Raw genomic sequence first — 26091 nt, 5'->3', positions numbered from 1 at the left:
CCCGCTGCCCGGCCGCGGCGCACCGCCTTCAGGGCGAGGTGGACGCCGTGGGAGGGGTGGGTGCCTCGCGGGGGCCGTCGCCCAGGACGGCGTAGACCGTGCCGCCGGCACCCACGGCGACCACCAGCGCGACGGCGACGAGGGCGGCCGTGACGGAACGACTGCGGTACCCCGCTTCCTCCTCCGGCTCCGGCGCGTACGGGGTCAGGTACGTGCCGGGCGAGTGGCGTTCCCGCGAGTGATGGTGTTCAGGTTCGGCAGAGGCGTGCTCCTCCTCCGGCTCCTCCATCGCAGGCCCTCCCCCGAGACCCCCAGACCGCACACCTGCCCGACAGAAGACCAGTGTCTACGTCCGACCGTCACCCGTCGAGATCTGGTCGAGTACCTTGGACAGCCGCTCCAACATCCCTACCGCTTCGGCGAGTTCGGACTCCCCGAAGGCCTCCGCGAGCCGGTCGGCGAAGGCCGCGTGGCCCGGGCCGATCCGCCGCACGGCGGCCATCCCCTCCTCCGTCGGCGCGAGGAGCTTGGCGCGGCGGTGGGCGGGGTTGGGCCGGTACTCGGCCAGCCCCCGCTCCACCAGCAGATCGGCGATCCGCTGGACGCTCTGCCGGGTGATGCCCATCTCCCGGGCGATCCCGGCGACCGGCAGCGGCTGACCGAGCACCGCGCCGAGCACCTGCCACCAGGCGGCGGTCAGCCCGGCCGGTCCGGCCAACTCCTCGGCGACGGTGAGGAACTGGCCGTTGAGCCGGAACGCGCCGAGCGCGCTGCGGCTGAGCAGATCCTGCCGCTCCCGGCTCACCCGGACGCCTGCGCCTTCTCCAGCACGGCGTACGCCTCGGCGTCGGAGTCGTGGAACAGCCGGTACCAGGCGTCCAGCACCTCGCCGTCGTACACCCCGAGCAACCGGAAGATCTCCCGGGCGAACGCCACCGGCTCGGTGGGTCCGGCGGTGATCAGCCCGCGGTCGGTCACGGCGTCCGCGTCGACGTACCGCTCGCCGCCGCCGTACCCCGTGGCCGCCAGATAGAAGGACACGGCACTGGTGTGATTCCGGTCGTCCAGCAGCCCCTCGCGCGCGAGCCCCGCGGTGGCCCCGCAGATCGCGGCGACGGGAACCCCGGCGTCGAGGAACTCCCGCGCCTTGCGGGCGAAGGGGGCGAGGTCGTCGCCGCCCGCCGCGTCAGCGGCTGATGTCTCCGTCCAGAGATCGGCGCCCGGCAGGATCAGCAGGGAGCTCTCGGACGGCCGTACGTCGTCCAGGGCGCACGCGGGCTGCACCCGCAGCCCCCCGACGGAGTTCACCGGCTCACGCGAGGGCCCGACCGTCCGGATCTCGTACCCGGCGCGGGCGAGATAGGCCGTGGCGTGTCCCGTCTCCCAGTCGGCGTAGGTGTCGTACACGGCGAGATGCACGGGCTTGCGGCTCATGACTGCCTCCTCGGGCTTGGAAGCTCGGGTTTCCCCCAGATGACAACATGCTGTCATTTCGACAGCAGGCTGTCAATGGTGGGGTCCTGGACAACCTGTCGCGGAAAGCCGCCGTCCACAGACAGGACGCCCATACCGCTTCCGCATCGCGGACATTTACGCTCACTGGCATGACCCCTCAGCCCCACCCCGAGGTCGGCGCCGCCGTGAAGGCCGCGGACCGTGCTCATGTGTTCCACTCCTGGTCCGCGCAGGAGCTCATCGACCCGCTCGCCGTCGCCGGTGCGGAGGGGTCGTACTTCTGGGACTACGACGGGAACCGCTATCTCGACTTCACCAGCGGGCTCGTCTACACCAACATCGGCTACCAGCATCCGAAGGTCGTCGCCGCGATACAGGAGCAGGCCGCGCACCTGACGACGTTCGCGCCCGCCTTCGCGATCGAGGCGCGGTCGGAGGCGGCCCGGCTGATCGCCGAGCGGACGCCCGGGGACCTGGACAAGATCTTCTTCACCAACGGCGGTGCCGACGCCGTCGAGCACGCCGTCCGGATGGCGCGGCTGCACACCGGGCGGCCCAAGGTGCTGTCCGCCTACCGGTCGTACCACGGCGGCACCCAGCAGGCCGTCAACCTCACCGGGGATCCGCGGCGCTGGGCCTCCGACAGCGCCTCCGCCGGGGTCGTGCACTTCTGGGCGCCCTTCCTCTACCGGTCCCGCTTCTACGCCGAGACGGAGGAGCAGGAGACCGCGCGGGCGCTGGAGCACCTGGAGACGACCATCGCCTTCGAGGGGCCGGCCACCGTCGCCGCGATCATCCTGGAGTCCATCCCCGGCACCGCGGGGATCATGGTCCCGCCGCCCGGCTACCTCGCCGGTGTCCGCGAGATCTGCGACACGTACGGGATCGTCTTCATCCTGGACGAGGTCATGGCCGGGTTCGGGCGCACCGGTGAGTGGTTCGCCGCCGACCTGTTCGACGTCACCCCCGACCTGATGACCTTCGCCAAGGGCGTCAACAGCGGATACGTGCCGCTCGGCGGGGTCGCCATCTCCGGCGCCGTCGCGGAGACCTTCGGCAAGCGGCCCTACCCGGGCGGCCTCACCTACTCCGGGCACCCCCTCGCCTGCGCCGCCGCCGTCGCGACGATCAACGTCATGGCGGAGGAGGGCGTCGTCGACAACGCCAAGCACCTCGGTACGGCCGTCATGGAGCCCGCGCTCCGGGAGCTCGCCGAGCGGCACCCGAGCGTCGGCGAGGTGCGTGGTGTCGGCATGTTCTGGGCGCTGGAGCTCGTGAAGAACAGGGAGACCCGCGAGCCGCTCGTGCCCTACAACGCGGCGGGCGAGGCGAACGCCCCGATGGCCGCGTTCGGGGCCGCCGCGAAGAAGCAGGGCGTCTGGCCCTTCGTCAACATGAACCGGACGCATGTGGTGCCGCCGTGCAACGTCAGCGAGGCGGAGCTGAAGGAGGGGCTGGCCGCGCTGGACAGCGCGCTCTCCGTGGCGGACGAGTACACGGAGTAAGCACTCGGGGCCTTCGAACGCGTAAGGTGGCGTGCTCGTAGACATATGTACGAGCACGCCATCTGCACCTGCGCGAGGGAGGCGCCCGACGATGCCCGGCAGCAGCAACGGTTCCGTCACCCGCAGTACGCTGCGGCAGCAGATCGCGGACGCGCTGCGGGACGAGGTGCTGGCCGGGCGGCTCCAGCCGGGGCAGGAGTTCACGGTGAAGGAGATCGCCGAGCAGTACGGCGTCTCCGCCACCCCGGTGCGTGAGGCCCTCGTCGATCTGTCGGCGCAGGGGCTCCTGGAGGCCGACCAGCACCGGGGCTTTCATGTGCACGAGTACTCCCTCGACGACTTCCGCGGCATGATCGAAGCCCGCAGTCTGGTCACGGACGGCATGTTCCAGGCACTCGACGCCGGCCACCGCATCCTCCAGGAGCTCGACGAGCCCCGTACCGCCGCGGCCGTGGCGGGCGTACGGCGGCGCGGCGAGGAGGCCCAGCGGGCCGCCGTCGCGGGCGACCTGACCGTACTGATCGGCTACGACCTGCGCTTCTGGCGCGAGCTGAGCGTCCTGTTCGGCAACCCCTACCTCGCCGACTTCCTGCACCGGCTGCGCGTCCAGACCTGGGTGTGCACGGTCCAGCACCTGCGCCGGCTCACCGATCTGCGCGGCAGCCTGTGGTCCCGGCACCCCGAGGTCGCCGACGCCCTGTACCGGCGGGACACCGGGACCGCCCGCAAGCTCCTCGCCGCCTACAACGGCCACTATCTGACCCTCATCGAGGGCCTCACCGCCGACTGAGCGCGCCGGGCACGGGTATGGGACCTGCACCCGGCCCCTACGACCGCGACACGACTCCGCTACGACTCCCCTACGACGGGATCCGCCCCGGCGTCCCACCGACTACCCTGCCTTGACCACCATGTGAGGACATCCGCGCACCGCGAGTATCCGAGGAGCTGTCTTTTGGCCTGTGACCTGTGGCTGGTCCCGCTCGTCGACGTGTTGTGCCACACCCCGGACAACCCGTTCGCCGACGAGCTCGCGCAATACAACAAGGTGCTCGCCGAGGCCGGGTTGCCGCCGGTGCCGGTGTACCAGTACATGCCGGGCCTGTCCGGCGAGGTCGCCCCGGTGGCCGGGTTCGACTACGACGCCCTGCACTTCCTGCGCCGCGCCTATCTGCTCCAGGTCTGCGGGCTCCCGGTCACCCCGGTCGACGAACTCGGCGGTGACTACGAGCAGTTGCTGGAGATGTTCGAGACGACGGCCCAGCAGTCCCATCTGGTCTGGCACTACGACCATGCGGGCGCGTACGTCCCCGTCGACTTCCCGCACCCGCTGGCGAGTGAGGAACTCCTCGCGGGCGGCGGCCCGTTGGGCTCCTCGCAGACCCTGCTGCGGGAGCTGGAGTTCGTGGCCCCGGTGATCGGCATCGACCCGGCCAACCCCCCGGCGCCCCCCGAGCCGCCGCGCGCCCCCACGGAGCTGGAGGAGCCGGCCGTCCCCGCACCGTACGACCCCAGCCCCTTCGCCCGTGAACGTCATGTCTGGCTGGGACTGCACGCGGCGGCCACCCGGAGTCTCGCCCAGGGCTCGATGATCATCTTCAGCTGAGGGTCAGCGCCCCAGCTGGGAGAGCCCCTTCTGCACGTCCTCGTAGTTCATCACCGGGGTGTAGCTGATCTTGGCGCCCAGGTTCATGAAGAACGGCTCACTGATCACCGGCATCAGTGAGCTGTCCTGCATGTCGAAGACCATGTAGGCGGTGCGCTGACCGTTCTCGGCGGTGAAGTAGGCCGCTTCGGGCTTGATCTGTTCCATCGACTGCTCGATCAGCTTCGGCAGGGTGCCGTGGCTGATGGCCTCGTTCGCCTTCTCCGTGTCCATGGACACCTTGAGCAGTACGCGCATCGCACTCACCTTCTCCAGATCGACACGCAGAAATGCACAATCCCAGGATATGCCCGTATGTGGTATTTATCCCGGGCTACTCCAGAGGGAGCAGGTGGACCGCTCCCCCGGTGCGACGGGCCACGTGGGGAGCGAGTCGGCACGGCGGCTCGCGCGCGCCGGGGAGCCGGGGCGCGCGATTCCGGGGCGCCCGGCCCGGACGTTCGCGCAGTGGGCGCGGGCGCACACGGGGGAGTTCGTGCGGGCCTGGGTACACCCCGCGAAGACGTTGAGTATCGCAACTCAGGCGGTGGCCGCGGAAGGCCAGGCATCGTGGGGATCACCGACGCACCGACCGATCACCTGGGGGTCCACATGAACGGCTCGCGCTACTTCCGCAACCCGCTCGCTCTCGGCTACCTGCTCCTCGTGGCCGCCGTCCTCTGCTGGGTCGGCGTGGACGCGCTGTTCGTCGAACACGCCGACGCGAGCCTCGCCGGCGTCTGGGCGTTCCTTGTCACGGCCCCGGCCTCGCTGCTGTTCGTGATGCTGCCGGAAGCGTGGGCGTGGGCCGGGATCGCCCTGGGGGCCGTGGTGAACGCGGCGGTGCTCGGGGCGGCGTACCGGAGCGTCACGGGCCGCCTGCACCCCACGGCCTGACCTCCCGCAGTCCTCGATGATGCGCCCCGCCTTGATCACCTCCGTGCCGCTCGCCGCCCTCGCTCCCCTCACAGCCGCGCCCGCCCACGCAGCCGCTGCCGTCCGCCGGGGCATGTCCTCTGCCTCGACCCCGGCCAGGAGGTCGGCTGCAACGGCATGGCCAACGACCGCGGCGACTCCCACACCTGGGCGACCGGCTGCTGAAGCAGCCGTGGGGAGAGGGACTCCGGCCCGCCGACCGGAGTCCCCGTCCGTTCAGAACGTGCCGGCGTTCAGAGCCGTCTGGAGGTGGCGGGTGGTGTCCGCACCCCACTTGCCGTCGACTCCCGAACCCACCTTCTTCTGGAGGGCCTTGACCGTGTTGGGCCCGACGACCCCGTCCGCGGCGACCTTCAGATAGCTCTGCAGGGCCTTCTTCGTCAACGGTCCGAAGCCACCGTCCACGCTCAGCTTGGCCCCGTGCTTGTTCAGGGCGCGCTGCATCGCCGCGCAGGTCGCCGGCCCGAACTCGCCGTCCACCTTGAGCTTTCCGGCGGCCGGCGGGCGCGGGGTGGGCGGGATCGGCTTGGTGCCGCCCTTCAGCGCGGACTTCATCACCGCGGCCGACGCCGGCCCGTACTGACCGTCGACCGTCAGGCCGTACTTCTTCTGGAAGGCCCGTACGGCGGTGTCGGTGGCCGGACCGAAGTCGCCGTCGACGACCAGTCCGGACTTCATGACGGTGTTCAGGTTCTTCTGGAGCGTCTTGACCGCCGCGCCCTTGGAGCCCTTGCGCAGGATGCCGTCGGTGGGCGGCAGCGGGCTCGCGTCGCCGTAGCCGGGGCGGCCGTAGCCCACCACGCAGGCGGAGTTGCGGCTGTGGCGCATGCACTTGTTGCTGGTGTTGCCCTCGATGGTGGTGATGGTGCCGTTGGAGTGCACCGCCTCGACGACGCCGACGTGGTCGATCCTGCTGATGGACCGGCTGCCGTTCCAGTCGAAGAAGACGATGTCGCCCGGGCGGATCCCGCCGAGCCCGTAGTGCCAACGGCCCTTCGCCTTGAAGGCGTTGGCGTGCGCGACCGTGTAGGCGAACTTGCCGCAGACCGCGCTGAGGTTGTCCGAGTGGGCGGCGGCGTAGCTGACGGTCATGTCGCACCATGCGTCGTCGAAGCCGTACCAGTCGGTGATCTTGTTGCTGTTCGAGCCGGGCGGGTACTCACCGGTGCCGATGAGGGCGCGCATCTGCGCGAGCATCCCCGAGACGGATCCCATGTCAGACCTCCGTGTTCTCGGGGAAGACGGATATGTCGCCCTTGACGACCTTCTTCGGGTCCTGGCTGACCCCGGACTGGTCCGGGTCCACGTCGAACACCCCGGCTCCGCCTCGCGGTTCCACCGGCTTCTGCTCGCTCGCCGCCGCGGCAGCGGCTTGGTTCTCGGCCATACGGCTCCCCCATGGATGTGGTTGCAGTGCTTATCCGTGAGTCTGCTGAGCCGTGAGGTGCCTGTCGTTGGCAGCGCGCGCACTGTTTGTTGGCAGGGAGCGTCCCCGGAAACAGGTGGGGGAGATCCTGTAGGCGGTGCGGAACGCCCTGCTGAAATCGGCAGGTTGGGCGAATCCCCAGCGGGCCGCGACGGCATGGACGGGGAGGTGGGCCAGCCGCGGATCGGCCAGGTCGCGCCGGCACCGCTCCAGCCGCTGCGTCTTGATCCAGGCGGCCACGGTCAGGCCCTGGCGCTGGAAGAGGCGGTGCAGATAGCGGGTGGAGATGTGATGCGCGGCGGCCACGTCGTCGGGCGTGAGAGGGCCGTCGCCCAGGTGCGCCAGGACGTACGCCTGGATGCGCGGGAGGAGCGGCTGAGGGGCGGGGTCCGGGCGTCCCTGGTCCAGTAACGCGCCGGTGAGTTCGAGTACGGCCACGCCCAGCCGGCGCTCGTCGGCGGGCCGGTAGAAGGTGGTGTCCCGGGCCAGTCCCGTCAGGAGCCCGGAGACCAGGGCGCCCAGCCCCTGCCGTCCGCCGATCGTGCGCGCCACGCACTGCGCCGGATCACCGGGAACGACCGGGAGGTGGGCGGTGACCAGCACGTTCCGGGGCGCGGTGAGGGCCAGCCGGAAGGGCCGGCCCCCGTCCACCAGCACCAGGTCCCCGGGGCCGGGCCGCGCCGACCTGTCCTCCTGGTCCAGCGCCAGCGCACCCCCCAGCAGCAGCGTGAGGTGGTAGCGGTGGCCGCCCGGTGCGCCCGTCCCGCCGCCCGGTAACTCCGTCGCCGGGCACCGCACGGCGGACAGCCGTACCGCGCCCAACTCCCTTGTGCTGCCCGGTCTGCCCAGCTCCTTGGTCCAGATCTCCGCGTCCATCGAGCCCCCCGTGGCGGATGAATGGGTCGGGTACCAGTGATACCAACCACGAGTAAACATCCGATGGACGTCGGGTACCGGTAGGGCCGTCAGACCACCAGGACAGGGTCGGCCGGGGCCCGGCGGCGGGCGAACAGCGTCCAGGCCACGGCGGACACCGCGGTCGCCACGAGCGCGGCCAGCAGCACCGTCGTATGGGATCCGGCGCTGTCGGCGGCCCGGGCCGCGGGGTTGGACAGGCCGAGACGGTCGGCGAGCCAGCCGAGAGCCGCCGTGCCGGTGAGCACCGCGCCGGTCAGCCGCAGGGCGGGCTGGACCCTGAGGCGGGCCAGGACCAGCAGGGACGGCAGGGCGAGGCACACCAGCAGGAGCTGGACCAGTTCGATGCCGAGGTTGAAGCCGAGGAGGCTGGTCGCCAACTGGCCCGCGGTCAGCCGCATCTCGGCGAGCACGAAGGAGAACGCCATGCCGTGGCCGAGCCCGAAGACCCCGGCCACGAGTGCCTCCTTGCCCGGGAAGAGCGGCCGGACGGCATGGATCGCGCCGACCAGGATGCTCGCCGCGATGAACGCCTCGACCGGCCAGGCGGGGATGTCGAGGTGGCCGAGCGCGGTGGCGGCCAGTGCGGCGGAGTGGCCGGCGGTGAAGGCGAGCGTGATGCGGCCGATGCGGCCCAGGGCTTTCCTCGCGCCCACCAGACCGTTCCAGCGCCCTCCGCTCGCCGCCAGCGGGGCGGGCAGCAGCAGGATGAGCAGGAACAGCAGATGGTCGGTGCCGGTGAGGATGTGGTCGCCACCGAGTTCGACCATGGCGACGAAGCCCCGCCATGCGCTGCCCGCGGCCAGGTCGACCTTCAGGGCCGGCACCTTCATGGTCCGGGTGTCGACACGGATCGTGCCGACCTGCGTGGTGCCCTCACCGTCGACCTGACCGGCCGACCAGTCCTGACGGACCGTTACCAGCGCGGTGTGGGTGATGACCTGGTGGACGATGACGTCGTAGCCGAAGGTGAAGTGCCGTACGTCAGTGCCGGCCGGCGGGGTGAGCACGGCCCGGACGACCAGCTCGCGGTACCGGCCGGTGTCGGTCTGCACGGCCCGGCTCAGGATCGGGCGGCCGACGGTGACCTGCCAGGTGCTGCCGTCGGTGGCGGTGGGTCGGATGTGCTGGACCAGGTAGGCGCGGACGGCCCCGGTTCGGGCACTCAGCGTCTTCTCGGACACCTCGATCCCGCTGGCGCGGGCGAAGTCGTCGAGGGGCAGTTCCAGGCGGCCCGAGACCGAGTGCTCGTACACGTCGAGCTGCACCACCGAGTGCGGCATCGGATGCGCGGCGGCCGGCGACGCCCCGAGCAGGAGCGTCGCCGGTACCGCGATCGCGATCCCGGCAACCCAGCGCAGCGCTGTGGTCAGCCAGTTTCGCGGTCCGGTCATGAGAAGGAGAACTCGCTGCCGTAGTCGCGGGTGTGGTCCCGGTACACGGTGTGGTAGTGGATCTGGTCCCGGTAGACCACGCCGTCCTGGCAGACGAACTCGATCCACACGCTGGGGCCGTCGATCCGGACGTAGTCGCCCTGGGTGTCCAGGCCGGTGCCGCCGGAGTAGCTGACGTAGGTCTGGTTCAGCTCCCGCTCGTACGTCTTCATGAGCTTTTTCGCCGTGGCGTCGTCCACGTCGGCGACCCAGGGATGGATGGCCTCCAGGACCAGCTTCTTCTGCTTTGCCGACAGAGCGCTGACCTTGATGCCCTCCTTGGTCGCCGGGAACTGGCCGTCCTTGCCCGGGCCGAGCAGAACGTCACTGAAGGACTCGGACAGCTTGGCGGTGGCCAGCTGCTCGGTGGTCAGGCTGCTCGTCACCTTGAGCAGGCCGTCGCGGAACTTCGCCATCGGGGAGTAGGTGGTGCCGTCGTCGGCGGTCCATGTGGTGGGCTCGACGCCGCTGAAGAACGGGCTGGCACCGGCGACCTTGCCGTCCTTGTAGGTGACGTTCACGGCGAGGTGGTGGCCGCCGAAGTGCAGCTGCCAGGTGCCGGTCGCCGAGGGGGTGCCGAGGAACGCCAGGTAGTAGACGCCGCTGCCGTAACCCCCACCGCCGGCACCGCCGCCGCCTCCGGGACCGCCCGAGGGGGGCGTGCCGGTCGGAACGTCCGTGGCCGTGGGACTGGCCGTCGGGTCGGCCGAGGGGGCGTCCGTCGGGGCGGCGGAGGAGGAGCTGGTGCTCTGTGCGGAGGCGAGCACGTCGTCGGCCTTCAGAGTCTGCATGACGTGCTCGTAGCCGGTGTCCTTGCCGGACCCCAGGGCCACCTTCAACACGTTCTGGAGCGCGCTGAGTTGGTCGTCGGACAGCGAGCCGGTCCGGATGCCGGGGCGGCAGTTGCCGCCGCACGGCAGGTTCGACCAGGCGGTCGCGTTGGCCTGGCTGAAGTCCAGGACCGTCTCGGACTGCTGGTCGGAGTCCAGCGTGTTGAGGAACGCGTTGGCGGCGCTGACCACGGCGCCGACGCCGGTGGCCTTCTTGTTCACCGCGAAGTGGGCCGCCGTCTTCGTGTCGGTGGTGGTCGCGGCGTTCGCCGCCACGAATCCACCACCGACGAGGACGACACCGGCGGCGACTCCGGCCACGGTCCGCCATGTGCGCCGCTTGCGCGCCTGACTGGTTCTTTCCCTGCTCACGAACACTCCCTGGGGACGAGGTTGGGATGGACGCGCGCGCTGACCAGAGAACTATCAGCAAAATTGTTGACAGCTCAATGCGCGCGCGTCCGGACCACGTCCCTTTTGAGGGATGTGCGGCGCATATCGAAGAAATAAGCATGGCCTGCTGACAGGCTGCGCTTATCGCACCTTCAGTTGGCGAAACTTCAACGACTTCAGGAGAAGACCGCCGTACCGCCCTGCGTCAGCTTCCAGTTGGTGACCGCGAAGTCCTTCGGGTCCAGCGTGGCCTTCGAGGTCACGTAGTCGATCATCAGCTGGCGGATCTCGTTGGTGGAGCTGTAGGCGATGTCCGCGGCGGCGATGTGGGGGTAGCCGGAGCCGCCGTTGGCACGGTAGTTGTTGACGGCGACGACGAAGACCTGGTCGTCGGTGACCGGAGTTCCGTTGTAGGCCAGGTTCTTGATCCGCGAGCCCTCGGCCTGCGCGATGTCGATGTCGTACGAGACGCCCGCGGCGGTGTCGTACATGTAGTCCCAGAAGCTGTTGGCGTTGGTCAGCGTCGAGGTGTCCACGGCCGTGCCCGCCGGCACCTGGTGGTAGTACTTCGCCGCGTACTCCAGGTAGTCCTTGAGCTGGGCGCCGGTGAGCTTCTTGCCGTAGAGGGTGTTGTCGTAGATGTAGAGCCCGGCGATGTCCTTGATGGTGACGCTGCCCGCGGGGATGTCGGCGGTGCGGGAGAAGGGGGCGGCGACCGAGATCAGCGGGAGGGCCGCGTCGGAGGCCGACAGGCCCGCCTTCACGGTGTCCATCTGGACCTGGTGGATGAAGTCCATGATGGGGACGTCCTTCCAGCAGGACTCCACCGCCGAGAGGTCCTCGGTGCAGGTGCCGACGGCCGTGTTGACGTACTTCACGACCAGCTCGTGGTCGGCCTCCAGGAGCTTTTTGATCTCCGGGTCCTCGTCGACCGTGCGGGGGTTCAGGGTCTGGGCGGTCTTCTTCGTCACCTTCCACTGCCCGCGCACGAGTTCCAGCTCGAAGTCGAAGACGCTGAGCCGGTAGCCCCAGCAGTACGGCTCGGACAGCAGCACGTCCTCGCCGGTCTCCTCGTTCTTCACGGTGTACGACGGCACCTCGACGTGGGTGTGGCCGACGAGGATCGCGTCGATGCCGGGAACCTGCTGGGCGACGAGGTTCGAGGCGTTCTCGACGTACGGCAGTTCGTCGCCGTACGACGAGGAACCGTCGAGTCCCGAGTGGTCGGTCAGGAAGACGACGTCACAGCCGAGCGCCCGCAGCCGGGGCACATACTTCTTCGCCTGCTCGACCAGGCCGGGGAAGACCATCTTCCCGCTGACGTTGTCCTTGTCCCACAGGGCGATTCCGGGGTTGGTGAGGCCGAGGATGCCGACCTTGATGTCGGGGGCGCCCGGCACACAGATCCGCTTCACGGTGTACGGCTGGAAGGCGGGCTTCAGCGTCTTCGCGTCCAGGGCGTTGGCGCCCAGCAGCGGGAAGCGGCACTGGCTCTCGAACTTCCTGAGCACCTCGATGCCGTAGTTGAACTCGTGGTTGCCGAGGGCGGCGGCGTCGTAGCGCATGTGGTTCATGGCGACGGCCATCGGGTGCTTCGGCGCGTCCTTGCCGGTGATGGGCTGCACGCGCGCGAAGTAGTACGCCAGTGAGGTGCCCTGGATGATGTCGCCGGCGTCGACGAGCAGCACGTGCTCCTCACCCTTGGCCGCGCGCTGCTGCTTGATGAGCGTGGCGACCCGGGCGACACCGACGGAGTTGCCCTTGCTGTCGGAGTACGCCTTGTCGAGGTAGTAGTCCCAGTCGAAGACGTGGCTGTGCAGGTCGGTGGTGCCGAGGACGGAGAACGACCAGGTGCGGTTCTTCTGCACCGGCTCGCGCTCGGCGGCCTGGGCGGCGGGAGCTCCCGCCGTCCCCGCGACGGCCACGGCCGCACCGGTGACGGCTGACTTCTTCACGAACGCTCGACGGTTCAGGGGACTGACGGGCATGGAAGGGCTCCTGGAAAGGGGGAGGGAGGAGAGACGGAACTACCCGCGTAGATAGTCCCGTCCCGCCGGTCGCGCGCGGAACCAGGAGCAAGCCATGGGCCGGTCAAGGAAGTCCATGACCGGCCCAACAGCTGGCGAACAAAAGGGATTTACAGGAACGAGTTGATCTCGATCGTCTCGTCCCGGCCCGGGCCCACGCCGATCGCGGAGATCGGGGCGCCGGACATCTCCTCCAGCGCCTTCACGTAGTCCTGGGCGTTCTTCGGGAGGTCGGAGAAGGACTTCGCCTTGGTGATGTCCTCGCTCCAGCCCGGGAGGTACTCGTAGACCGGCTTCGCGTGGTGGAAGTCGGTCTGGGAGTACGGGAGCTCCTCGACGCGCTCGCCGTCGATCTCGTACGCGACACAGACCGGGATCTGCTCCCAGCCGGTGAGCACGTCGAGCTTGGTGAGGAAGAAGTCGGTGAGGCCGTTGACGCGGGTCGCGTACCGGGCGATCACCGCGTCGAACCAGCCGCAGCGACGGTCACGGCCGGTGGTGACACCCCGCTCACCGCCGATGCGGCGCAGGGCGTCGCCGTCCTCGTCGAACAGCTCGGTCGGGAACGGGCCCGAACCGACCCGGGTCGTGTAGGCCTTGAGGATGCCGATGACCCGGCTGATCTTCGTGGGGCCGACGCCCGCACCCGTGCAGGCACCGCCCGCGGTGGGGTTGCTGGAGGTGACGAAGGGGTACGTGCCGTGGTCGATGTCCAGGAGCGTGCCCTGGCCACCCTCGAACAGGACGACCTTGTCCTGCTCCAGGGCCTGGTTGAGCACCAGGACCGTGTCGGCGACGTAGGGCTTGAGCCGGTCCGCGTAGCTCAGCAGCTCCTCGACGACCTGACCGACCTCTATGGCGCGTCGGTTGAAGACCTTGGTCAGGAGCTGGTTCTTGCCGTCGAGGGCCGCCTCGACCTTCTGGGTCAGGATCGACTCGTCGTACAGGTCCTGGATGCGGATGCCCACGCGGTTGATCTTGTCGGCGTAGGTCGGTCCGATGCCGCGCCCCGTCGTGCCGATCTTGCGCTTTCCGAGGAAGCGTTCCGTCACCTTGTCGACGGTGACGTTGTAGGGCGTGATGATGTGGGCGTTGCCGCTGATCAGGAGCTTGGAGGTGTCGACGCCGCGGTCGTTCAGTCCGTTCAGCTCGGAGAACAGGACCGACGGATCGACGACGACACCGTTGCCGATGACCGGGGTGCACCCCGGAGACAGGATTCCGGAAGGGAGGAGGTGGAGGGCGTACTTCTGATCGCCCACGACTACCGTGTGGCCGGCGTTGTTGCCGCCCTGGTAGCGCACCACATAGTCCACCGAGCCACCGAGCAGGTCGGTTGCCTTTCCCTTGCCTTCGTCACCCCACTGAGCACCGAGCAGCACAAGTGCGGGCACGCGCGTACACCCCTTCCGGGCGGGGCATGTCCAAGGTCGGGGGCGTACGCGTACGGTTCCTCCGTCGCGTGCACCACGGCCGTCGTCGGCCGCTGCCCGTCGGACCCGGGTGCCCCGGAATAGACGAAGCCCCTGGCGCAATAGCGCAAGGGGCTCTTGCACCAAGATGCTACCCGAGGAAGCGAGGCATGGCCGAGGTGGCGACTTCCGCGACTTTTGATCACCTGCTGGTGGTGATCGACCCGGTCGCCCGGCAGACGGACGGCGAGTCCGTACGGATCGTGAAAGACGTGCTCAGCGCGGGTGCGGCGACGAAGGTGTGTCTGCCGGACGGGCCCGAGGAGTTCGCCCGGGCGCTGGCGCGGCGCGGCTCGCGGCGGCCGGTGGTCGTCGGCGACGACCGTGCGCTGATGCGGGCGGTGGTGCTGCTGCACCGGCAGCGGCAGCTGGCCGAATGTGTGCTGTCGGTGGTGCCGGTGGGGCCGATGCTCGGAGTCGCCCACGCCCTCGGGGTGCCGATGGGGGCGGTGGCGGCCGCGCGAGCGGTGCTGGAGGGGACCGAGCGGCGGCTGGACATGCTCGTGGACGACAGCGACGGGGTGGTCCTCGGCGCACTGCGGATTCCCGCGCTGGTCGCGCGGGAGGAGCCCGTGGAGGCCGCGCGGCCCTGGCTGCGGACCTGCCAGTCCCTCGTACGGACCCTGGTGCCGGCCCGTCCCGCCCGGGAGACCGCGCCTGTCCTTCCCGGGCCCTCGCGGCTGCGGGTGGAGGTCGACGGGGTCACGCTGGTGGACCTGGACCAACCCCTGGAGGCGGTCTCGGTGACCCCCGGCTACGGCGGCGGCCTGGCCTCGGTGGAGATACGCCCGCTGTCGGTGGGCGCGGAGGCGTCCCCGCTGCTGGCCACCGGCAGGACGGTGACCGTCACCGGGGCGGATTTCCGCTACCGGGCGGACGCGGGGGTGGCGGGACCGGTACGGAGACGGACGTGGACGGTGCGGGAGGGGGCGTTGGGGTTGGTGTTGCCGGGGCGGTGAGGAAGCGGGCGGAAGCGGGGCGGACGAGGAGCCGTTGACCAGGCACGGCCCCGGACAGCGGCTTGCCGTGGGCGAGGTGCCTCGCCGACATCGGCTTTCGGTGCGAGGCGCGTCGTCGGCACCGGCACCGGCACCGGCCGACCGTCGACGAGGTGCGCCGCCCGGCACCGGGCCCGCCGTCGACAAGGTGCGTCCCCGCACCAGCCCGCCGTACAGGAAGCACACCGCCCGGCACCGGCCCGCCGTCGACAAGGCGCGCCGCCCAGCACCAACCCGCCGCACGCGAAACACACCCCCCGACACCAACCCGCCGTGCACGAAACACACCGCCCGACACGAGCTCGCCGTCGACGAAGCGCGCCGCCGCGGGCGCCCCCTGGCCGGTCCGGTCTAGCGCGGCAGTGCGTCTGTCTCGTCCTTCAGGTTCACCCCGGTCAGGCCGAGCTCGCGGGCCCTGGTCATCAGCCCCGCCAGCTTTTCCGCCGCCCCCGTGTACGACAGGCCCAGGGGCGGGCGGATGTTGGACAGGCAGTTGCGGTCGGCGTCCGTCGTCACGCCCGGGGTGGGCCGGTACGTGAGATACGCGCCCAGGGAGTCCGCCGCCGACATACCGGGCCGTTCACCGACCAGGACGACGACCATCGCGGCGCCCATCGCGTGCGCGACGTCGTCGCCGAGGGCCACGCGGGCCTGTTCGGCCAGGACGACGGGAGCGAGATGCCAGTTCTCGAGGCGGGCCGCCGTCTCCCGCACCACCGCCGCCGCGTGCTCGTGCACCGCCCGGCTGGACAGCCCGTCGGCGACCACGAAGACCGCGTCCCACTCCCCCGTGGGCAGATGGGCCCGGTCCATGGGCTCGAGGCGGCGGCCCAGGTCCGGCCGCTGGAGGTAGGTGAGCCGGTCCGGAGCCGAGCTGCGCACCCGTACCGTCGGCGTCCCGGCCAGCCCCGCCGCGATCACGTCGGGCTCGAACGGCGAGTGCACGGCGTCCCGCGCGGCCGCGTGCGCCGCCTGCAGTTCCAGGCGGTGCCGGGTGGGGAGGGCGGAACCGGCGCGGCCGAGGCCGATGCGGGCCTGGGTGCGCTGCCGCAGCGACGACCACAACTCACTTGTCTGCACGGCCACTTCGCTCATGCCGCCAGCTCCTTCCCGATCGCCGTCAGCGGGTGGGCCGCTCCGGTCGTCTCGCGGATCCCGCCCTTCTCGTCCAGCAGCCCGATCGAGTCGAGCCAGCTCTCGAACTCCGGCGCCGGGCGCAGGCCCAGGACCTCCCGGAGGTACAACGCGTCGTGGTACGAGGCGGACTGGTAGTTGAGCATGATGTCGTCGCCGCCCGGTGTGCAGATCACGAAGGACGCGCCGGCCACGCCGAGCATCGTGAGCATCGTGGCGATGTCGTCGTCGTCCGCGTCGGCGTGGTTGGTGTAGCAGATGTCCAGCCCCATGGGCAGGCCGAGGAGTTTGCCGCAGAAGTGGTCCTCCAGGGCGGCGCGCAGGATCTGCCGGCCGTCGTAGAGGTACTCCGGGCCGATGAAGCCGACGACCGTGTTCACGAGCAGCGGGTCGTAGCGCCGCGCCACCGCGTACGCCCGGGCCTCCACCGTCTGCTGGTCCACCCCGTGGTGCGCGCCCGCCGACAGGGCGCTGCCCTGCCCGGTCTCGAAGTACATGACGTTGTGGCCGACCGTGCCCCGCTCCAGGGCGAGGGCGGCTTCGTACGCCTCGTCGAGCAGGCCCAGCGTCACCCCGAAGGACGCGTTCGCCGCCTGTGTCCCCGCGATCGACTGGAAGACCAGGTCCACCGGGGCGCCGCGGGACATCAGGTCCACGCTCGTCGTGACATGGCACAGCACACAGGACTGGGTGGGGATCGCGTACCGCCGGATCACCCCGTCGAGCAGTTCCAGCAGGTCTCGTACGGCCTTGGGGCTGTCGGTCGCCGGGTTGATGCCGATCACCGCGTCGCCGGAGCCCAGCAGCAGTCCGTCGAGGAGGGCCGCCGCCACGCCCGCCGGGTCGTCGGTGGGATGGTTGGGCTGGAGCCGGGTCGCCAGCCGTCCCGGCAGCCCGATCGTCGAGCGGAACGCGGTGACCACGCGCACCTTGCGGGCCACCGCGACCAGGTCCGCGTTGCCCATCAGCTTGGAGACCGCGGCGACCATCTCGGGGGTGAGCCCGGGCGCGAGGGCGGCCAGCGCCCCCGCGTCGGCTCCGGGAGACAGCAGCCACTCCCGGAACTCGCCCACCGTCAGCCCCGCCACCGGCGCGAAGGCGGCCGCGTCGTGCGTGTCGAGGATCAGCCGTGTCACGTCGTCCGTCTCGTACGGGATCAGCGGCTCGGCCAGAAACTCCGTGAGCGGCACGTCCGCCAGCGCCCAGCGCGCGGCCACCCGCTCCTGTTCGGAAGCGGCCGCGAGTCCCGCCAGCCGGTCGCCGGAGCGTTCGGGGCTCGCGGCGGCGAGCAGACGGGCGAGGGTGTCGAAGCGGTGGCGTCGACCGCCGAGAACGGACGTGTAGCTCATGCCGACGACGCTAAGTGCCGCGTGTTGCCGTCAGATTTCTAAAGGTCTGGTTGACAAACATTTAACGCCCCGAGACCCTTGCTCGACTTATTCGGGCTACAGAGTTCCGGTTCGGAACGTAGTGGACGGGCAAGGAGAGGGGCCACCCGATGGCAGTGGACGAGGGAGTCGCCCCGGCGGCGAAGACGGACGAGGGAGGCACGGTTCACCGGTTGAAGCCCAACGCCATCGGCCTGCTGGGCGTGGTCTTCATGGCCGTGGCGACCGCCGCGCCGATCACCGCGATGACGGGCAACGTGCCCTTCATGGTGTCGGCGGGCAATGGCATCGGCGCACCCGCGAGCTACCTCGTCGCAATGGTCGTCCTGGCAATCTTTTCCGTCGGCTTCACCTCGATGGCGAAGCACATCACCTCGACCGGCGCCTTCTACGGCTTCATCTCCTACGGCCTCGGCCGCACGGCGGGCCTCGCGTCGGGACTGCTCGCCACCTTCGCGTACGTCGTCTTCGAGCCGGCGCTCATCGGCATCTTCTCGACGTTCGCGACGGGGACGCTGAAGGACCAGACCGGGGTGCACATCCCCTGGTGGGCGTTCGCGGTCCTGATGCTCGCGGTCAACGCGACGGGCACCTGGTTCGGTGTCTCGGTCGCCGAGAAGCTCCTCGTCGTACTCCTGGCCACCGAGGTGACGATCCTCGCCGCGATGGCGGTCTCGGTCGCCTTCCACGGCGGCGGCCCGGACGGCTTCAGCCTGGACCCCGTCAACCCGGTCAACGCCTTCAAGGGCACCTCCGCCGGGCTCGGTCTCTTCTTCGCCTTCTGGTCGTGGGTCGGCTTCGAGTCGACGGCGATGTACGGCGAGGAGTCCCGCAACCCGAAGAAGATCATCCCCAAGGCGACGATGATCTCCGTCCTGGGCGTCGGCGTCTTCTACGTCTTCGTCTCCTGGATGGCCATCTCGGGCACCGGCGAGTCCAAGGCCGTCGAGGTCGCCACCGCCAACCCCCTGCAGCTCTTCTTCGGCCCGACCGAGCAGTACGTCGGACACTGGGCGGTCGACGTCATGCAGTGGCTGATGATCACCGGCTCGCTGGCCTGCGGCATGGCCTTCCACAACTGCGCCGCCCGCTACATGTACGCGCTGGGCCGCGAGGGCGTCCTGCCCTCGCTGAAGCACACGGTCGGCCGCACCCACCCCCGGCACGGCTCTCCGCACGTCGCGGGCCTGGTGCAGACGATCGTGACCGCCGTACTCCTGCTGGCGTTCTGGGCGGCCGGCAAGGACCCGTACAGCGGCACGTACGTCCTGCTCGCCATCCTCGGCACCATGGCGATCCTGATCGTGCAGGCGGTGTGCTCCTTCGCGGTGCTGGCGTACTTCCGCAAGCACCACCCGGAGAGCCGCCACTGGTTCCGGACTCTCACGGCCCCGTTGGTCGGCGGCATCGCCATGCTCGCCGTGGTCGTCCTGCTGGTGTCCAACATGGGCGCGGCGGCCGGCACGGAGTCCGGTTCGCTGGTGCTGAAGGCCACGCCGTGGCTGGTGGCGGCCGTCGCGGCGCTGGGCATCGGCTATGCGCAGTACCTGAAGCGGCGGTCGCCCGAGCGGTATCTGCTGCTGGGGCGGACGGTACTGGAGGAGACGAAGGAGCGTTAGGCCCCGAAGAGCCTGGCGCGGTGGATCCTCCAGCGCTCCATCATCTCCGCCACGTCCTTCTCGATGAACTCGAAGAACGCGAGGGTCTCGGCCAGCCTGTGTCCCGCCGGAGTCTCGGCGCCCAGGCTGGCCACCCCCTCGCGCAGGGCATCCTCCCAGCGTTTGATGATCGCCTCGCGGTTGGTGAGCGCCTGGTACCACTGGTCGGAGTGGACCCGGTACCGCTCCCGCCGCGAGCCGGGCTCCCGCTCGCGCGACAGCATGTGCACCTGCGCCAGGTAGCGCACCGCCCCCGAGACGGCCGCGGGGCTGATCCGAAGCTGCTCGCCCAGCTCGGCGGAGGTCAGAGCACCGCTGTCGGATGCCAGCAGCGCGGAGAAGACCCGCGCCGGCATACGCGGCAACCCCGCCTCGACGAGCTGCGCCGCGAACCGCTCCACGAACCGTGAGACCGCCTCCGGGTCCCGTTGCACCGCCTTGGACTCCGTCATGGCCACCAGCCTAACGGGGGTTCACGCGCTTCCTTAACTTCACAAATTTCTGAAAGAAGCGTACTTTCTGAAGCATGACGAAGGCAATCACCGTCTCCGGTCTCCACAAGTCGTTCGGCGGCACCCAGGCCCTCGACGGCCTCGACCTGGAGGTCACCACCGGCGAGGTGCACGGCTTCCTCGGCCCCAACGGCGCCGGCAAGTCCACCACCATCCGCGTCCTGCTCGGCCTGCTGCGCGCCGACTCCGGCGCCGCGCAGGTGCTCGGCCGCGACCCGTGGGCCGACGCGGTCGAGGTGCACCGCCGGATCGCCTACGTGCCGGGGGACGTGACGCTGTGGCGCAACCTCTCCGGCGGCGAGGTGATCGACCTCTACGGCCGTCTGCACGATGGGGGCCGCGCGAAGCGCGTCAGGCAGGGTGGTGGCGGGCGACGGGCGGGCGGTCTCGACCGGGCGCGCCGCGCCGACCTGATCGAACGCTTCGAGCTGGACCCCACCAAGAAGGGCCGCACCTACTCGAAGGGCAACCGCCAGAAGGTCGCCCTGGTCGCCGCGTTCGCCTCGGACGCGGACCTGCTGATCCTGGACGAGCCGACCTCGGGCCTGGATCCGCTGATGGAGGAGGTCTTCCAGCGCTGTGTCGAGGAGGAGCGGGAGCGCGGCCGTACGGTCCTGCTGTCGTCCCACATCCTCAGCGAGGTCGAGGAGTTGTGCGACCGGGTGAGCATCATCCGGCGCGGCCGCACGGTCGAGACGGGCTCGCTCGCCGAGCTGCGCCACCTGACCCGCACCAGCGTCACGGCCGAACTCGCCGGCGCTCCCGACGGGTTGGCACGTCTGCCGGGCGTCCACGACCTCGACGTCCAGGGCCATCGGGTCCGGTTGCAGGTGGACACGGACCGACTCGACGCGGTGCTACGGCAGTTGAGCGAGTCCGGGGTGCGCTCGCTGACCTCGACGCCGCCGACGCTGGAGGAACTGTTCCTGCGGCACTACCAGAACGAGGGGGCGGCGTCATGACCTCCCTCGCCGGCACGGGCGTCCTGTTCCGCTTCAACCTGCGCCGCGACCGGCTGATGATCCCGGTGTGGGTGGCGGTGAACACCCTGATGGTCCTGTCCATGCCGAACACCCTCAAGGGCCTGTACGGCACCGGGGCCGAGCGCGCCGACCTGCTGCACCAGGTGGCCACCAACTCCTCCTTCCGCGCGCTGATCGGCCCCGCCTTCGACGACTCCCTCGGCGCCCTCACCGCCTGGCGCGTCGGCGTCTACGCGGGGGCGCTCGCCGCCGTCACCGGTCTCCTGGTCGTCGTACGCCACACCCGTGACGAGGAGGAGTCCGGCCGGCAGGAACTGATCGCCTCCGGCGTGGTGGGCCGCCGCGCCTCACTGACGGCCGCGCTGCTGGCGGCGGCGGTGGCGAGCGGTGTGCTGGCACTTCTGGTGACGGCGGGTCTGGCGGGCCAGGGAGTGGCGGGCGCTCTGGCGTTCGGCCTGGGGCTGGCCGCCGTGGGCATGCTCTTCGCCACGATGGCCGCGATCGTCGCGCAGCTGACGGAGAGCGCGCGGCTGGCGCGGGGCCTGACGGCGGGCGTGCTGGGCGTGGCCTTCGTACTGAGGGCGTCAGGGGACTCGGTGTCCACCGACGGGTCGTCCGTCCTGACCTGGCTGTCGCCGCTCGGGTGGCTGTCGCAGTTGCGCCCTTTCGCCGGCGAACGCTGGTGGGTGCTGGCGCTGTTCGCGGCGGCGGTGGCGGCCCAGGGCGCGCTGGCCTACGTACTGGCCGGCCGCAGGGACGTGGGCATGAGCTTCGTACCGACGCGCCCGGGACCCCCTGTCGGCCGCCTGGGCACGGCGGGCGCCCTGGCGTGGCGGCTGCAGCGGGGCGCCGTGCTCGGCTGGTCGATCGGCTTCTTCCTGGCCGGGGTGGTCTACGGCGGTCTGACGGACGGCGTGGCCGACCTGGTGGGCGACAACGAGAAGGCCCGCGAGATCTTCGAGCGGATGGGCGGACAGTCCGGGATCACGGACGCCTTCCTCGCCTCGATGACCGGGATGCTGGGGCTGGTGGCCGCGCTGTACGTCGTCGCGTCGGTACTGCGGCTGCACGGTGAGGAGACGTCGATGCGGGCGGAACCGGTCCTGGCGAACGCGGTGGGCCGCCTGCGGTGGGCCTCGGGCCACCTGGTGATCGCCTTCGGAGGCGCGGCGCTCATCATGCTGCTCGCGGGTCTCGGCTTCGCCGTGGGCTACGGCAAGGAGGTCGGCCCCGTCCTGGGCGCGTGCCTGGTGCAGGTGGCCGCGGTGTGGGTGGTCGGCGGACTGGCGGTCCTGCTGTACGGCCTGGCCCCGCGCGTCGCTCCGCTGGCCTGGGGAGTCGCCGGGGCGGTGCTGCTGATCGGCTGGGTCGGCCCGGCCCTCGACGTCCCGCGGACGGTCCTGGACCTGTCTCCCTTCGGTCACCTGCCGAAGCTGCCGGGCGGGGAAATGGAGTGGGGGCCGGTGCTGGTCCTGCTCGGGCTCGCGGGGGTGCTGGTGGCGGCGGGCCTTGCGGGGCTGCGACGACGAGACCTGACGACCTGAACCGCAGGCCGGGGCACGCACGTCCCTTCAGGCATGAAACGGCATGGGGACGCAGTGACCTGCGGGGGCTGTGCGCTGTCGGCGGCGGGGGCGACCGCGGCCCCCCTGCTGTGGCTGTCCATGCCCCGTACCCGACGCCACCTGGGCGGCGGCTTCGAGAACGAGGGCATGGACGTGACGGTCCTGTTCACGGAGCTGCCGTTCGTGGTGGTGGGGGGAGCCTTTCTGCCGCTCCTGGTCCTCACTCTGCTGGTACGGCTGGTGGGCCGCCGCCGGCCTCGGCCGGATTGAGCGGGCGGCCCTGTGCGTCCGGGGCACTGGGCCGGATCACCTCCGGATCAGGCCACCGTGAAGTCGGCCGCCTTGGTGTCCAGGGTCGTGTCGCCGTCCTTGGTGGTGACCAGGACGGCCACGTGCCACTGACCCTTCGGGGAGCCTTCGGCATCGGCGCGGGTGACGGCGACCTTGTAGGTACACCGCTCGCTCTCCCCGCCCGAGGGCTTGCAGACGGCCGACTCCACGGCGGCCATGTCCTTGGCCGTCAGCCCCTTCTTCGCGAAGGACGAGTTCGCCGGCCAGGCCAGCACCTTCACGCTCTTGACATCGGAGGACGCCGTGACGTCAGTGGTGAAGGTCAACGAGCCGTCGCGGTCGGCGGCGGGAGCGGTGTAGCGGGCCATGCTGTGCGTCAGCCCCGGCGACTGGTCCCCGGCGTAGGCGAGGGCGAAGGCACCGGCACCTCCGAGGACGACGACACCGGCAGCGACGGACACAACGATGCGACGCGACATGAGAAATTCTCCCTGCAAGGCTCAGCTGGATCCCACCGGCGCTCTCGGCGGCGCCGTGCTTCCATACTGGCCGCGCGGCGAGCGCCGGGTATGAGCACGCGTACTCAACTGAAGCCTGAGTAACGGTCGTTGCGTCCGTGCACGTACCTCCCGGCCCCGTGCGGTCACTCCCCCTGGGCGATGTGGACGCGCAGCCCCTCCAGCCCCCGGATCACGAAGTTCGGCTTCCGCTCCGGGTCCGCCGCCAGGGCGAGCGTCGGGGCCTTCTCCAGTACGGCCGTCATGGAGGCCGCCAGTTCGATACGGGCCAGGGGGGCGCCGATGCAGTAGTGGATGCCGGCGCTGAAGGAGATGTGCGGGTTGTCGGTGCGGGTGAGGTCGAGGCGCTCCGGGTTCGGGAATGTGGCCGGGTCGTGGTTGGCGGAACCAAAGAGCAGAGCGATCTCGGCACCCCTCGGGATCGTCGTCCCGTCGACCTCGATCTCGTCCAGGACCCAGCGTTCGAAGAGCTGGAGGGGGGTGTCGTAGCGCATGAGCTCTTCGACGGCTCGCGGGACGAGGGAGTGGTCCGCGCGCAGGGCGGCCAACTGTTCCGGGTTCCGGAACAGGGCGTACCAGCCGTTGACCGTGGCGTTCACGGTGGCCTCGTGGCCCGCGTTGAGCAGCAGGACGCAGGTGGAGATCATCTCCTGCTCGGTGAGCCGGTCACCCTCGTCGTGCGCGGCGATGAGCCCGGAGATGAGGTCGTCGCCGGGGTTCTTGCGGCGCTCGGCGATCAGGTCGCGGAGGTAGTCGGAGAACTCGACCGACGCCCGTACCGCCCTCGCCGCCACATCCGCCGGCGGGTTCAGCTCGTACATCCCGCAGATGTCCGCCGACCAGGGCCGCAGTGGCGCCCGGTCCGGCTCGGGGATCCCCAGCATCTCGGCGATCACGGCGACGGGAAGCGGCTCGGCGACATCGGTGAGCAGATCACCGCCACCCTCCGCGACGAGCCGGTCCACCAGCTCACCGGCCAGCTTGGTCACATACGGCCTCAGCTGCTCGACTGTGCGCGGCGTGAACGCCTTCGACACCAGGCGCCGGATCCGGGTGTGGTCCGGGGGCTCCAGGTCGAGCATCCCGTGGTCGTTGAGCGTGTGGAACGGCTCGTGCGCGGCGGGCGGCGCGGACCGTCCGAAGTCCTCGTGCGTGAACCGGTGCTGGTACGTCCGCCCGAGCCTGCGGTCCCTGAGCAGCGCGGAGACGTCGGCGTGGTGCGGGACGAGCCACTGGTTCGTGGGCTCGTAGTACTGCACACGGCCGTTGGCGCGGAGCTCGGCGTAGGCGGGGTACGGGTCGGCGAGAAACGCCGGGTCCCAGGGATCGAAGGCTGCCATGCGGGGACGCTAGCCCGGGAGGCGTGCTTCTGACCAGGGGTGTTCTTTCAGGTGGTCGATGAGGGCGGTGAAGGCGGGGGCCGGAAAGGAGAGGGTGGCCCGGGCGGGGGCCTTGGAGTCGCGGACGGCTGTGCGGGGGCCCGACTCCGAAGCTGTTTCAGCTGAGCCTCCGCGTCGATGAACGCGACTCCGGTGGGAGCGTCCCGAAGGCCGGTGTCCAACCGGGGCACCGGGCCACCGACGTACATCATCGAGAACCCGGGCCCCGCCGCCCTACGCGTGCGCTGGTCGCCGCCGGGAACGCTCCGACTCGGCGCGTGGGACGCGGACCCCGCGCCACCCGAGCCACCGAAACCGCTGAACCACCCGACCGCGCCGTTCTGCGCAAGGCGGCCAAGGCGGTCCACCGTCCGGACGATGCCGAACTGGCTGAGCTCTTGCCGGCCACCAACGGCGCGGGCATCTGAACAGCTCCGCTGTCACCTCGCCCGGCGGTCCGCACGGAACGGGTTGACCCTCGACCTTGTGCAGGGCCCAAAGTTCAGGGCGTGGAGAACGACATGCGCAGTATTGGCGAGATGGCTCGCGACAGCGGACTGGGCGTGAGCGCCCTGCGGTTCTACGACCGTGCCGGTGTGCTCGTGCCCGCCTGGGTGGATCCGGTGAGCGGTTATCGCTGGTACGGACCCGGGCAACTCGAAGAGGCCCGGCTGCTGGCCCGCGTGCGCCGGGCCGGGATGCCGCTGGCGGACATCCGGCTGGTGCTGGCCAGTTGGTCCGGCACGGACACCGATCTGGTCCGGAAACTGCTCACGGCGCACCTGCGCCGCCTGGAACTGGGGCTGTCGGACGCCCGCAGCGAGTTCTCCGCACTCCGAGCCCTACTCGATCAACGGGAGAACCTCATGACTTCGCTCCGTGTCGCCACCGTCCGGCTGACCATCGCGGCGCCCGAGCTGGCGGCCGCACTGGACACCGTCCGTTTCGCGGCGAGCACCGACCCGGAACTGCCGATGCTCGGCGGGATCCTGTTCGACATCGAGGGCGAGAACCTCCAGGTCGTGGCCACCGACCGATACCGCATGGCTGTCGCGCGGGCCGGCATCACCGGGCACGACGGAAGCCGGGTGCAGGTCATCGTGCCCACCCCGCTCGCCGACGCGATGCGGGCGCTGTTGCACGGCGGGGAACCTGTCCGGCTCTCGCTCGACGGTGACCGCGTGGCACTGGAGGCCGGGGACAGGCAGGCCGCCGGCCGGTGTCTCGACCACGACTTCCCCGACTACCGTCGTCTCCTCCCCCAGACCGGTGACCGCCGCGCCCTCGTCGAGGTCCCGGACTTCCGGAAGGCCCTGGAGACGGGTCCCGTCCGCAGCGACGAGACCGGAACGCATGATCTCAGCGTGCTCAGCGTGGAAGACGACGGCACGGTGACCGTCTGCGCCGAAGGTGACGGCGACGGCGGCGGTGCGTCGGACCGGGTCGCGGTCAACCGCGCGTTCCTGCTGGACGCCCTGGCCGCCGGAGCCCGGGACCGGCTGGTCCTGGAGCTCACAGCCCCCACGGCGCCGATCGCGATCCGCCGACCCGACGACGAGGGCGGCTTCTCGATCCTGATGCCGGTCCGCCTGGAGAACTGACACCACGTCACCAGGAGAGCCGCACAC

Annotated in this window: 27 protein-coding genes and 2 pseudogenes; 12 read left to right on the top strand and 17 right to left on the bottom strand. The window is 70.4% G+C overall.

From position 1 onward, the window contains the following. Window positions 1-28: 28 nt before the first annotated feature. Genes QF027_RS26630 through QF027_RS26620 form a run of 3 tightly spaced genes read right to left on the bottom strand, consistent with a single transcriptional unit; the run spans window position 29 to window position 1434 of the window. The gene (locus tag QF027_RS26630) at window positions 29-289 is read right to left on the bottom strand and encodes a hypothetical protein (protein WP_306978449.1); all 261 of its coding nucleotides are present in this window, start codon (window positions 287-289) and stop codon (window positions 29-31) included. Between the two features lie 57 nt (window positions 290-346). Then, the gene (locus tag QF027_RS26625; protein ID WP_306978451.1) at window positions 347-805 is read right to left on the bottom strand and encodes a MarR family winged helix-turn-helix transcriptional regulator; all 459 of its coding nucleotides are present in this window, start codon (window positions 803-805) and stop codon (window positions 347-349) included. Further along, window positions 802-1434, bottom strand: a complete 633-nt coding sequence (locus QF027_RS26620; protein ID WP_307077551.1) for a type 1 glutamine amidotransferase family protein — start codon at window positions 1432-1434, stop codon at window positions 802-804. The genes QF027_RS26625 and QF027_RS26620 overlap by 4 nt, the downstream gene beginning before the upstream one ends. Before the next feature lie 170 nt (window positions 1435-1604). Here QF027_RS26620 and QF027_RS26615 point away from each other — a divergent pair, with 170 nt between their 5' ends. The 3 genes from QF027_RS26615 to QF027_RS26605 all read left to right on the top strand — a co-directional run bounded on the left by QF027_RS26615 (window position 1605) and on the right by QF027_RS26605 (window position 4566). Further along, window positions 1605-2960 carry an aspartate aminotransferase family protein gene (locus tag QF027_RS26615; RefSeq protein WP_306978454.1) on the top strand — a complete coding sequence of 452 codons (1356 nt, stop codon included), beginning with the start codon at window positions 1605-1607 and terminating at the stop codon, window positions 2958-2960. Window positions 2961-3051: 91 nt separating this feature from the next. Beyond that, window positions 3052-3750 (top strand): GntR family transcriptional regulator, encoded by a 699-nt coding sequence (locus QF027_RS26610; RefSeq protein ID WP_307077549.1) that lies wholly within the window; start codon window positions 3052-3054, stop codon window positions 3748-3750. Between the two features lie 165 nt (window positions 3751-3915). Further along, window positions 3916-4566: a hypothetical protein gene (locus QF027_RS26605; protein ID WP_306978458.1), complete on the top strand. Its 651-nt coding sequence runs from the start codon at window positions 3916-3918 to the stop codon at window positions 4564-4566. Window positions 4567-4569: 3 nt separating this feature from the next. Here QF027_RS26605 and QF027_RS26600 read toward each other — a convergent pair whose 3' ends face one another. Next, entirely contained in the window at window positions 4570-4863 is a 294-nt protein-coding gene (locus QF027_RS26600; protein WP_306978460.1) for a hypothetical protein, read from the bottom strand. Window positions 4864-5217: 354 nt separating this feature from the next. Between QF027_RS26600 and QF027_RS26595 the strand changes: the two genes are divergently transcribed. Then, window positions 5218-5502, top strand: coding sequence for an SCO4225 family membrane protein (locus QF027_RS26595; protein WP_307082490.1), 285 nt, complete (start codon window positions 5218-5220; stop codon window positions 5500-5502). A 255-nt stretch (window positions 5503-5757) separates the two neighbouring features. Here the strand turns inward: QF027_RS26595 and QF027_RS26590 are convergent, their stop codons facing one another. From QF027_RS26590 to QF027_RS26560, 7 genes are all read right to left on the bottom strand, one after another. After that, window positions 5758-6756 carry a peptidoglycan-binding protein gene (locus QF027_RS26590; RefSeq protein WP_306978462.1) on the bottom strand — a complete coding sequence of 333 codons (999 nt, stop codon included), beginning with the start codon at window positions 6754-6756 and terminating at the stop codon, window positions 5758-5760. 1 nt (window position 6757) lies between these two features. Then, window positions 6758-6928, bottom strand: coding sequence for a hypothetical protein (locus tag QF027_RS26585; RefSeq protein ID WP_306978464.1), 171 nt, complete (start codon window positions 6926-6928; stop codon window positions 6758-6760). Window positions 6929-6958: 30 nt separating this feature from the next. After that, window positions 6959-7843 carry a helix-turn-helix domain-containing protein gene (locus QF027_RS26580; RefSeq protein ID WP_307077547.1) on the bottom strand — a complete coding sequence of 295 codons (885 nt, stop codon included), beginning with the start codon at window positions 7841-7843 and terminating at the stop codon, window positions 6959-6961. A gap of 89 nt (window positions 7844-7932) precedes the next feature. Further along, window positions 7933-9276, bottom strand: a complete 1344-nt coding sequence (locus QF027_RS26575) for a HupE/UreJ family protein (protein ID WP_307077545.1) — start codon at window positions 9274-9276, stop codon at window positions 7933-7935. Beyond that, window positions 9273-10517, bottom strand: coding sequence for a DUF3500 domain-containing protein (locus QF027_RS26570; protein ID WP_307077543.1), 1245 nt, complete (start codon window positions 10515-10517; stop codon window positions 9273-9275). Before QF027_RS26570 ends, QF027_RS26575 begins: the two co-directional genes overlap by 4 nt. Before the next feature lie 197 nt (window positions 10518-10714). Next, window positions 10715-12526: a bifunctional metallophosphatase/5'-nucleotidase gene (locus QF027_RS26565; protein ID WP_307077541.1), complete on the bottom strand. Its 1812-nt coding sequence runs from the start codon at window positions 12524-12526 to the stop codon at window positions 10715-10717. 149 nt (window positions 12527-12675) lie between these two features. Beyond that, window positions 12676-13959 carry an adenylosuccinate synthase gene (locus QF027_RS26560; protein ID WP_306978473.1) on the bottom strand — a complete coding sequence of 428 codons (1284 nt, stop codon included), beginning with the start codon at window positions 13957-13959 and terminating at the stop codon, window positions 12676-12678. A 188-nt stretch (window positions 13960-14147) separates the two neighbouring features. Between QF027_RS26560 and QF027_RS26555 the strand changes: the two genes are divergently transcribed. Beyond that, complete coding sequence (locus QF027_RS26555) at window positions 14148-14996, top strand: diacylglycerol kinase (protein WP_306978476.1); 849 nt, start codon at window positions 14148-14150, stop codon at window positions 14994-14996. Window positions 14997-15386: 390 nt separating this feature from the next. Here the strand turns inward: QF027_RS26555 and eutC are convergent, their stop codons facing one another. Continuing rightward, window positions 15387-16130, bottom strand: coding sequence for an ethanolamine ammonia-lyase subunit EutC (eutC, locus tag QF027_RS26550; protein ID WP_306978478.1), 744 nt, complete (start codon window positions 16128-16130; stop codon window positions 15387-15389). Beyond that, complete coding sequence (locus tag QF027_RS26545; protein WP_307077538.1) at window positions 16127-17518, bottom strand: ethanolamine ammonia-lyase subunit EutB; 1392 nt, start codon at window positions 17516-17518, stop codon at window positions 16127-16129. The genes eutC and QF027_RS26545 overlap by 4 nt, the downstream gene beginning before the upstream one ends. Before the next feature lie 149 nt (window positions 17519-17667). Between QF027_RS26545 and QF027_RS26540 the strand changes: the two genes are divergently transcribed. Further along, window positions 17668-19176 carry an APC family permease gene (locus QF027_RS26540; RefSeq protein ID WP_307077536.1) on the top strand — a complete coding sequence of 503 codons (1509 nt, stop codon included), beginning with the start codon at window positions 17668-17670 and terminating at the stop codon, window positions 19174-19176. Here the strand turns inward: QF027_RS26540 and QF027_RS26535 are convergent. After that, window positions 19173-19667 (bottom strand): GbsR/MarR family transcriptional regulator, encoded by a 495-nt coding sequence (locus QF027_RS26535; RefSeq protein ID WP_306978485.1) that lies wholly within the window; start codon window positions 19665-19667, stop codon window positions 19173-19175. The two genes, QF027_RS26540 and QF027_RS26535, sit on opposite strands and share 4 nt — an antisense overlap. 74 nt (window positions 19668-19741) lie before the next feature. On the opposite strand from QF027_RS26535, the gene QF027_RS26530 reads away from it, so the two are divergent. From QF027_RS26530 to QF027_RS26520, 3 genes are read left to right on the top strand one after another with little or no spacing between them, the layout of a single operon-like run. Further along, window positions 19742-20689: an ABC transporter ATP-binding protein gene (locus QF027_RS26530; protein WP_306978486.1), complete on the top strand. Its 948-nt coding sequence runs from the start codon at window positions 19742-19744 to the stop codon at window positions 20687-20689. After that, on the top strand, window positions 20686-22254 hold the full coding sequence (locus QF027_RS26525) for an ABC transporter permease (RefSeq protein WP_306978489.1): 1569 nt from the start codon (window positions 20686-20688) through the stop codon (window positions 22252-22254). The genes QF027_RS26530 and QF027_RS26525 overlap by 4 nt, the downstream gene beginning before the upstream one ends. Window positions 22255-22287: 33 nt before the next feature. Then, the gene (locus tag QF027_RS26520; RefSeq protein ID WP_307077534.1) at window positions 22288-22545 is read left to right on the top strand and encodes a hypothetical protein; all 258 of its coding nucleotides are present in this window, start codon (window positions 22288-22290) and stop codon (window positions 22543-22545) included. A gap of 47 nt (window positions 22546-22592) precedes the next feature. Here the strand turns inward: QF027_RS26520 and QF027_RS26515 are convergent, their stop codons facing one another. From QF027_RS26515 to QF027_RS26505, 3 genes and pseudogenes are all read right to left on the bottom strand, one after another. Continuing rightward, window positions 22593-23045: a DUF5707 domain-containing protein gene (locus tag QF027_RS26515; RefSeq protein WP_307077531.1), complete on the bottom strand. Its 453-nt coding sequence runs from the start codon at window positions 23043-23045 to the stop codon at window positions 22593-22595. A 164-nt stretch (window positions 23046-23209) separates the two neighbouring features. After that, entirely contained in the window at window positions 23210-24424 is a 1215-nt protein-coding gene (locus QF027_RS26510; RefSeq protein WP_307077524.1) for a cytochrome P450, read from the bottom strand. 9 nt (window positions 24425-24433) lie between these two features. After that, window positions 24434-24559, bottom strand: a pseudogene (locus tag QF027_RS26505) (DUF397 domain-containing protein); the annotation flags it as partial. Window positions 24560-24685: 126 nt separating this feature from the next. On the opposite strand from QF027_RS26505, the pseudogene QF027_RS26495 reads away from it, so the two are divergent. The 3 genes and pseudogenes from QF027_RS26495 to QF027_RS26485 all read left to right on the top strand — a co-directional run. Beyond that, a pseudogene (locus QF027_RS26495) lies at window positions 24686-24784 on the top strand (ATP-binding protein); the annotation flags it as partial. Then, window positions 24742-24891: a hypothetical protein gene (locus QF027_RS26490; protein WP_307082787.1), complete on the top strand. Its 150-nt coding sequence runs from the start codon at window positions 24742-24744 to the stop codon at window positions 24889-24891. The pseudogene QF027_RS26495 and the gene QF027_RS26490, both read left to right, overlap by 43 nt. 93 nt (window positions 24892-24984) lie before the next feature. Then, the gene (locus QF027_RS26485) at window positions 24985-26064 is read left to right on the top strand and encodes a DNA polymerase III subunit beta family protein (protein ID WP_307077514.1); all 1080 of its coding nucleotides are present in this window, start codon (window positions 24985-24987) and stop codon (window positions 26062-26064) included. Window positions 26065-26091 lie beyond the last annotated feature (27 nt).

Source organism: Streptomyces canus (genome assembly GCF_030816965.1).
Taxonomy (GTDB): domain Bacteria; phylum Actinomycetota; class Actinomycetes; order Streptomycetales; family Streptomycetaceae; genus Streptomyces; species Streptomyces canus_E.
Note: the sequence above shows the minus strand (reverse complement) of the source record. Positions and strands in the feature narration are given on the sequence as shown.

Excerpts from the sequence above, each read along its gene's own strand:
- eutC (WP_306978478.1), bottom strand. The coding sequence starts at position 16,130 with ATGAGCGAAGTGGCCGTGCAGACAAGTGAGTTGTGGTCGTCGCTGCGG.
- QF027_RS26595 (WP_307082490.1), top strand. The coding sequence starts at position 5,218 with ATGAACGGCTCGCGCTACTTCCGCAACCCGCTCGCTCTCGGCTACCTG.
- QF027_RS26610 (WP_307077549.1), top strand. The coding sequence starts at position 3,052 with ATGCCCGGCAGCAGCAACGGTTCCGTCACCCGCAGTACGCTGCGGCAG.
- QF027_RS26535 (WP_306978485.1), bottom strand. The coding sequence starts at position 19,667 with ATGACGGAGTCCAAGGCGGTGCAACGGGACCCGGAGGCGGTCTCACGG.
- QF027_RS26630 (WP_306978449.1), bottom strand. The coding sequence starts at position 289 with ATGGAGGAGCCGGAGGAGGAGCACGCCTCTGCCGAACCTGAACACCAT.
- QF027_RS26600 (WP_306978460.1), bottom strand. The coding sequence starts at position 4,863 with ATGCGCGTACTGCTCAAGGTGTCCATGGACACGGAGAAGGCGAACGAG.
- QF027_RS26565 (WP_307077541.1), bottom strand. The coding sequence starts at position 12,526 with ATGCCCGTCAGTCCCCTGAACCGTCGAGCGTTCGTGAAGAAGTCAGCC.
- QF027_RS26580 (WP_307077547.1), bottom strand. The coding sequence starts at position 7,843 with ATGGACGCGGAGATCTGGACCAAGGAGCTGGGCAGACCGGGCAGCACA.
- QF027_RS26585 (WP_306978464.1), bottom strand. The coding sequence starts at position 6,928 with ATGGCCGAGAACCAAGCCGCTGCCGCGGCGGCGAGCGAGCAGAAGCCG.
- QF027_RS26575 (WP_307077545.1), bottom strand. The coding sequence starts at position 9,276 with ATGACCGGACCGCGAAACTGGCTGACCACAGCGCTGCGCTGGGTTGCC.
- QF027_RS26540 (WP_307077536.1), top strand. The coding sequence starts at position 17,668 with ATGGCAGTGGACGAGGGAGTCGCCCCGGCGGCGAAGACGGACGAGGGA.
- QF027_RS26525 (WP_306978489.1), top strand. The coding sequence starts at position 20,686 with ATGACCTCCCTCGCCGGCACGGGCGTCCTGTTCCGCTTCAACCTGCGC.
- QF027_RS26590 (WP_306978462.1), bottom strand. The coding sequence starts at position 6,756 with ATGGGATCCGTCTCGGGGATGCTCGCGCAGATGCGCGCCCTCATCGGC.
- QF027_RS26615 (WP_306978454.1), top strand. The coding sequence starts at position 1,605 with ATGACCCCTCAGCCCCACCCCGAGGTCGGCGCCGCCGTGAAGGCCGCG.
- QF027_RS26620 (WP_307077551.1), bottom strand. The coding sequence starts at position 1,434 with ATGAGCCGCAAGCCCGTGCATCTCGCCGTGTACGACACCTACGCCGAC.
- QF027_RS26545 (WP_307077538.1), bottom strand. The coding sequence starts at position 17,518 with ATGAGCTACACGTCCGTTCTCGGCGGTCGACGCCACCGCTTCGACACC.
- QF027_RS26515 (WP_307077531.1), bottom strand. The coding sequence starts at position 23,045 with ATGTCGCGTCGCATCGTTGTGTCCGTCGCTGCCGGTGTCGTCGTCCTC.
- QF027_RS26555 (WP_306978476.1), top strand. The coding sequence starts at position 14,148 with ATGGCCGAGGTGGCGACTTCCGCGACTTTTGATCACCTGCTGGTGGTG.
- QF027_RS26510 (WP_307077524.1), bottom strand. The coding sequence starts at position 24,424 with ATGGCAGCCTTCGATCCCTGGGACCCGGCGTTTCTCGCCGACCCGTAC.
- QF027_RS26485 (WP_307077514.1), top strand. The coding sequence starts at position 24,985 with ATGCGCAGTATTGGCGAGATGGCTCGCGACAGCGGACTGGGCGTGAGC.
- QF027_RS26520 (WP_307077534.1), top strand. The coding sequence starts at position 22,288 with ATGAAACGGCATGGGGACGCAGTGACCTGCGGGGGCTGTGCGCTGTCG.
- QF027_RS26530 (WP_306978486.1), top strand. The coding sequence starts at position 19,742 with ATGACGAAGGCAATCACCGTCTCCGGTCTCCACAAGTCGTTCGGCGGC.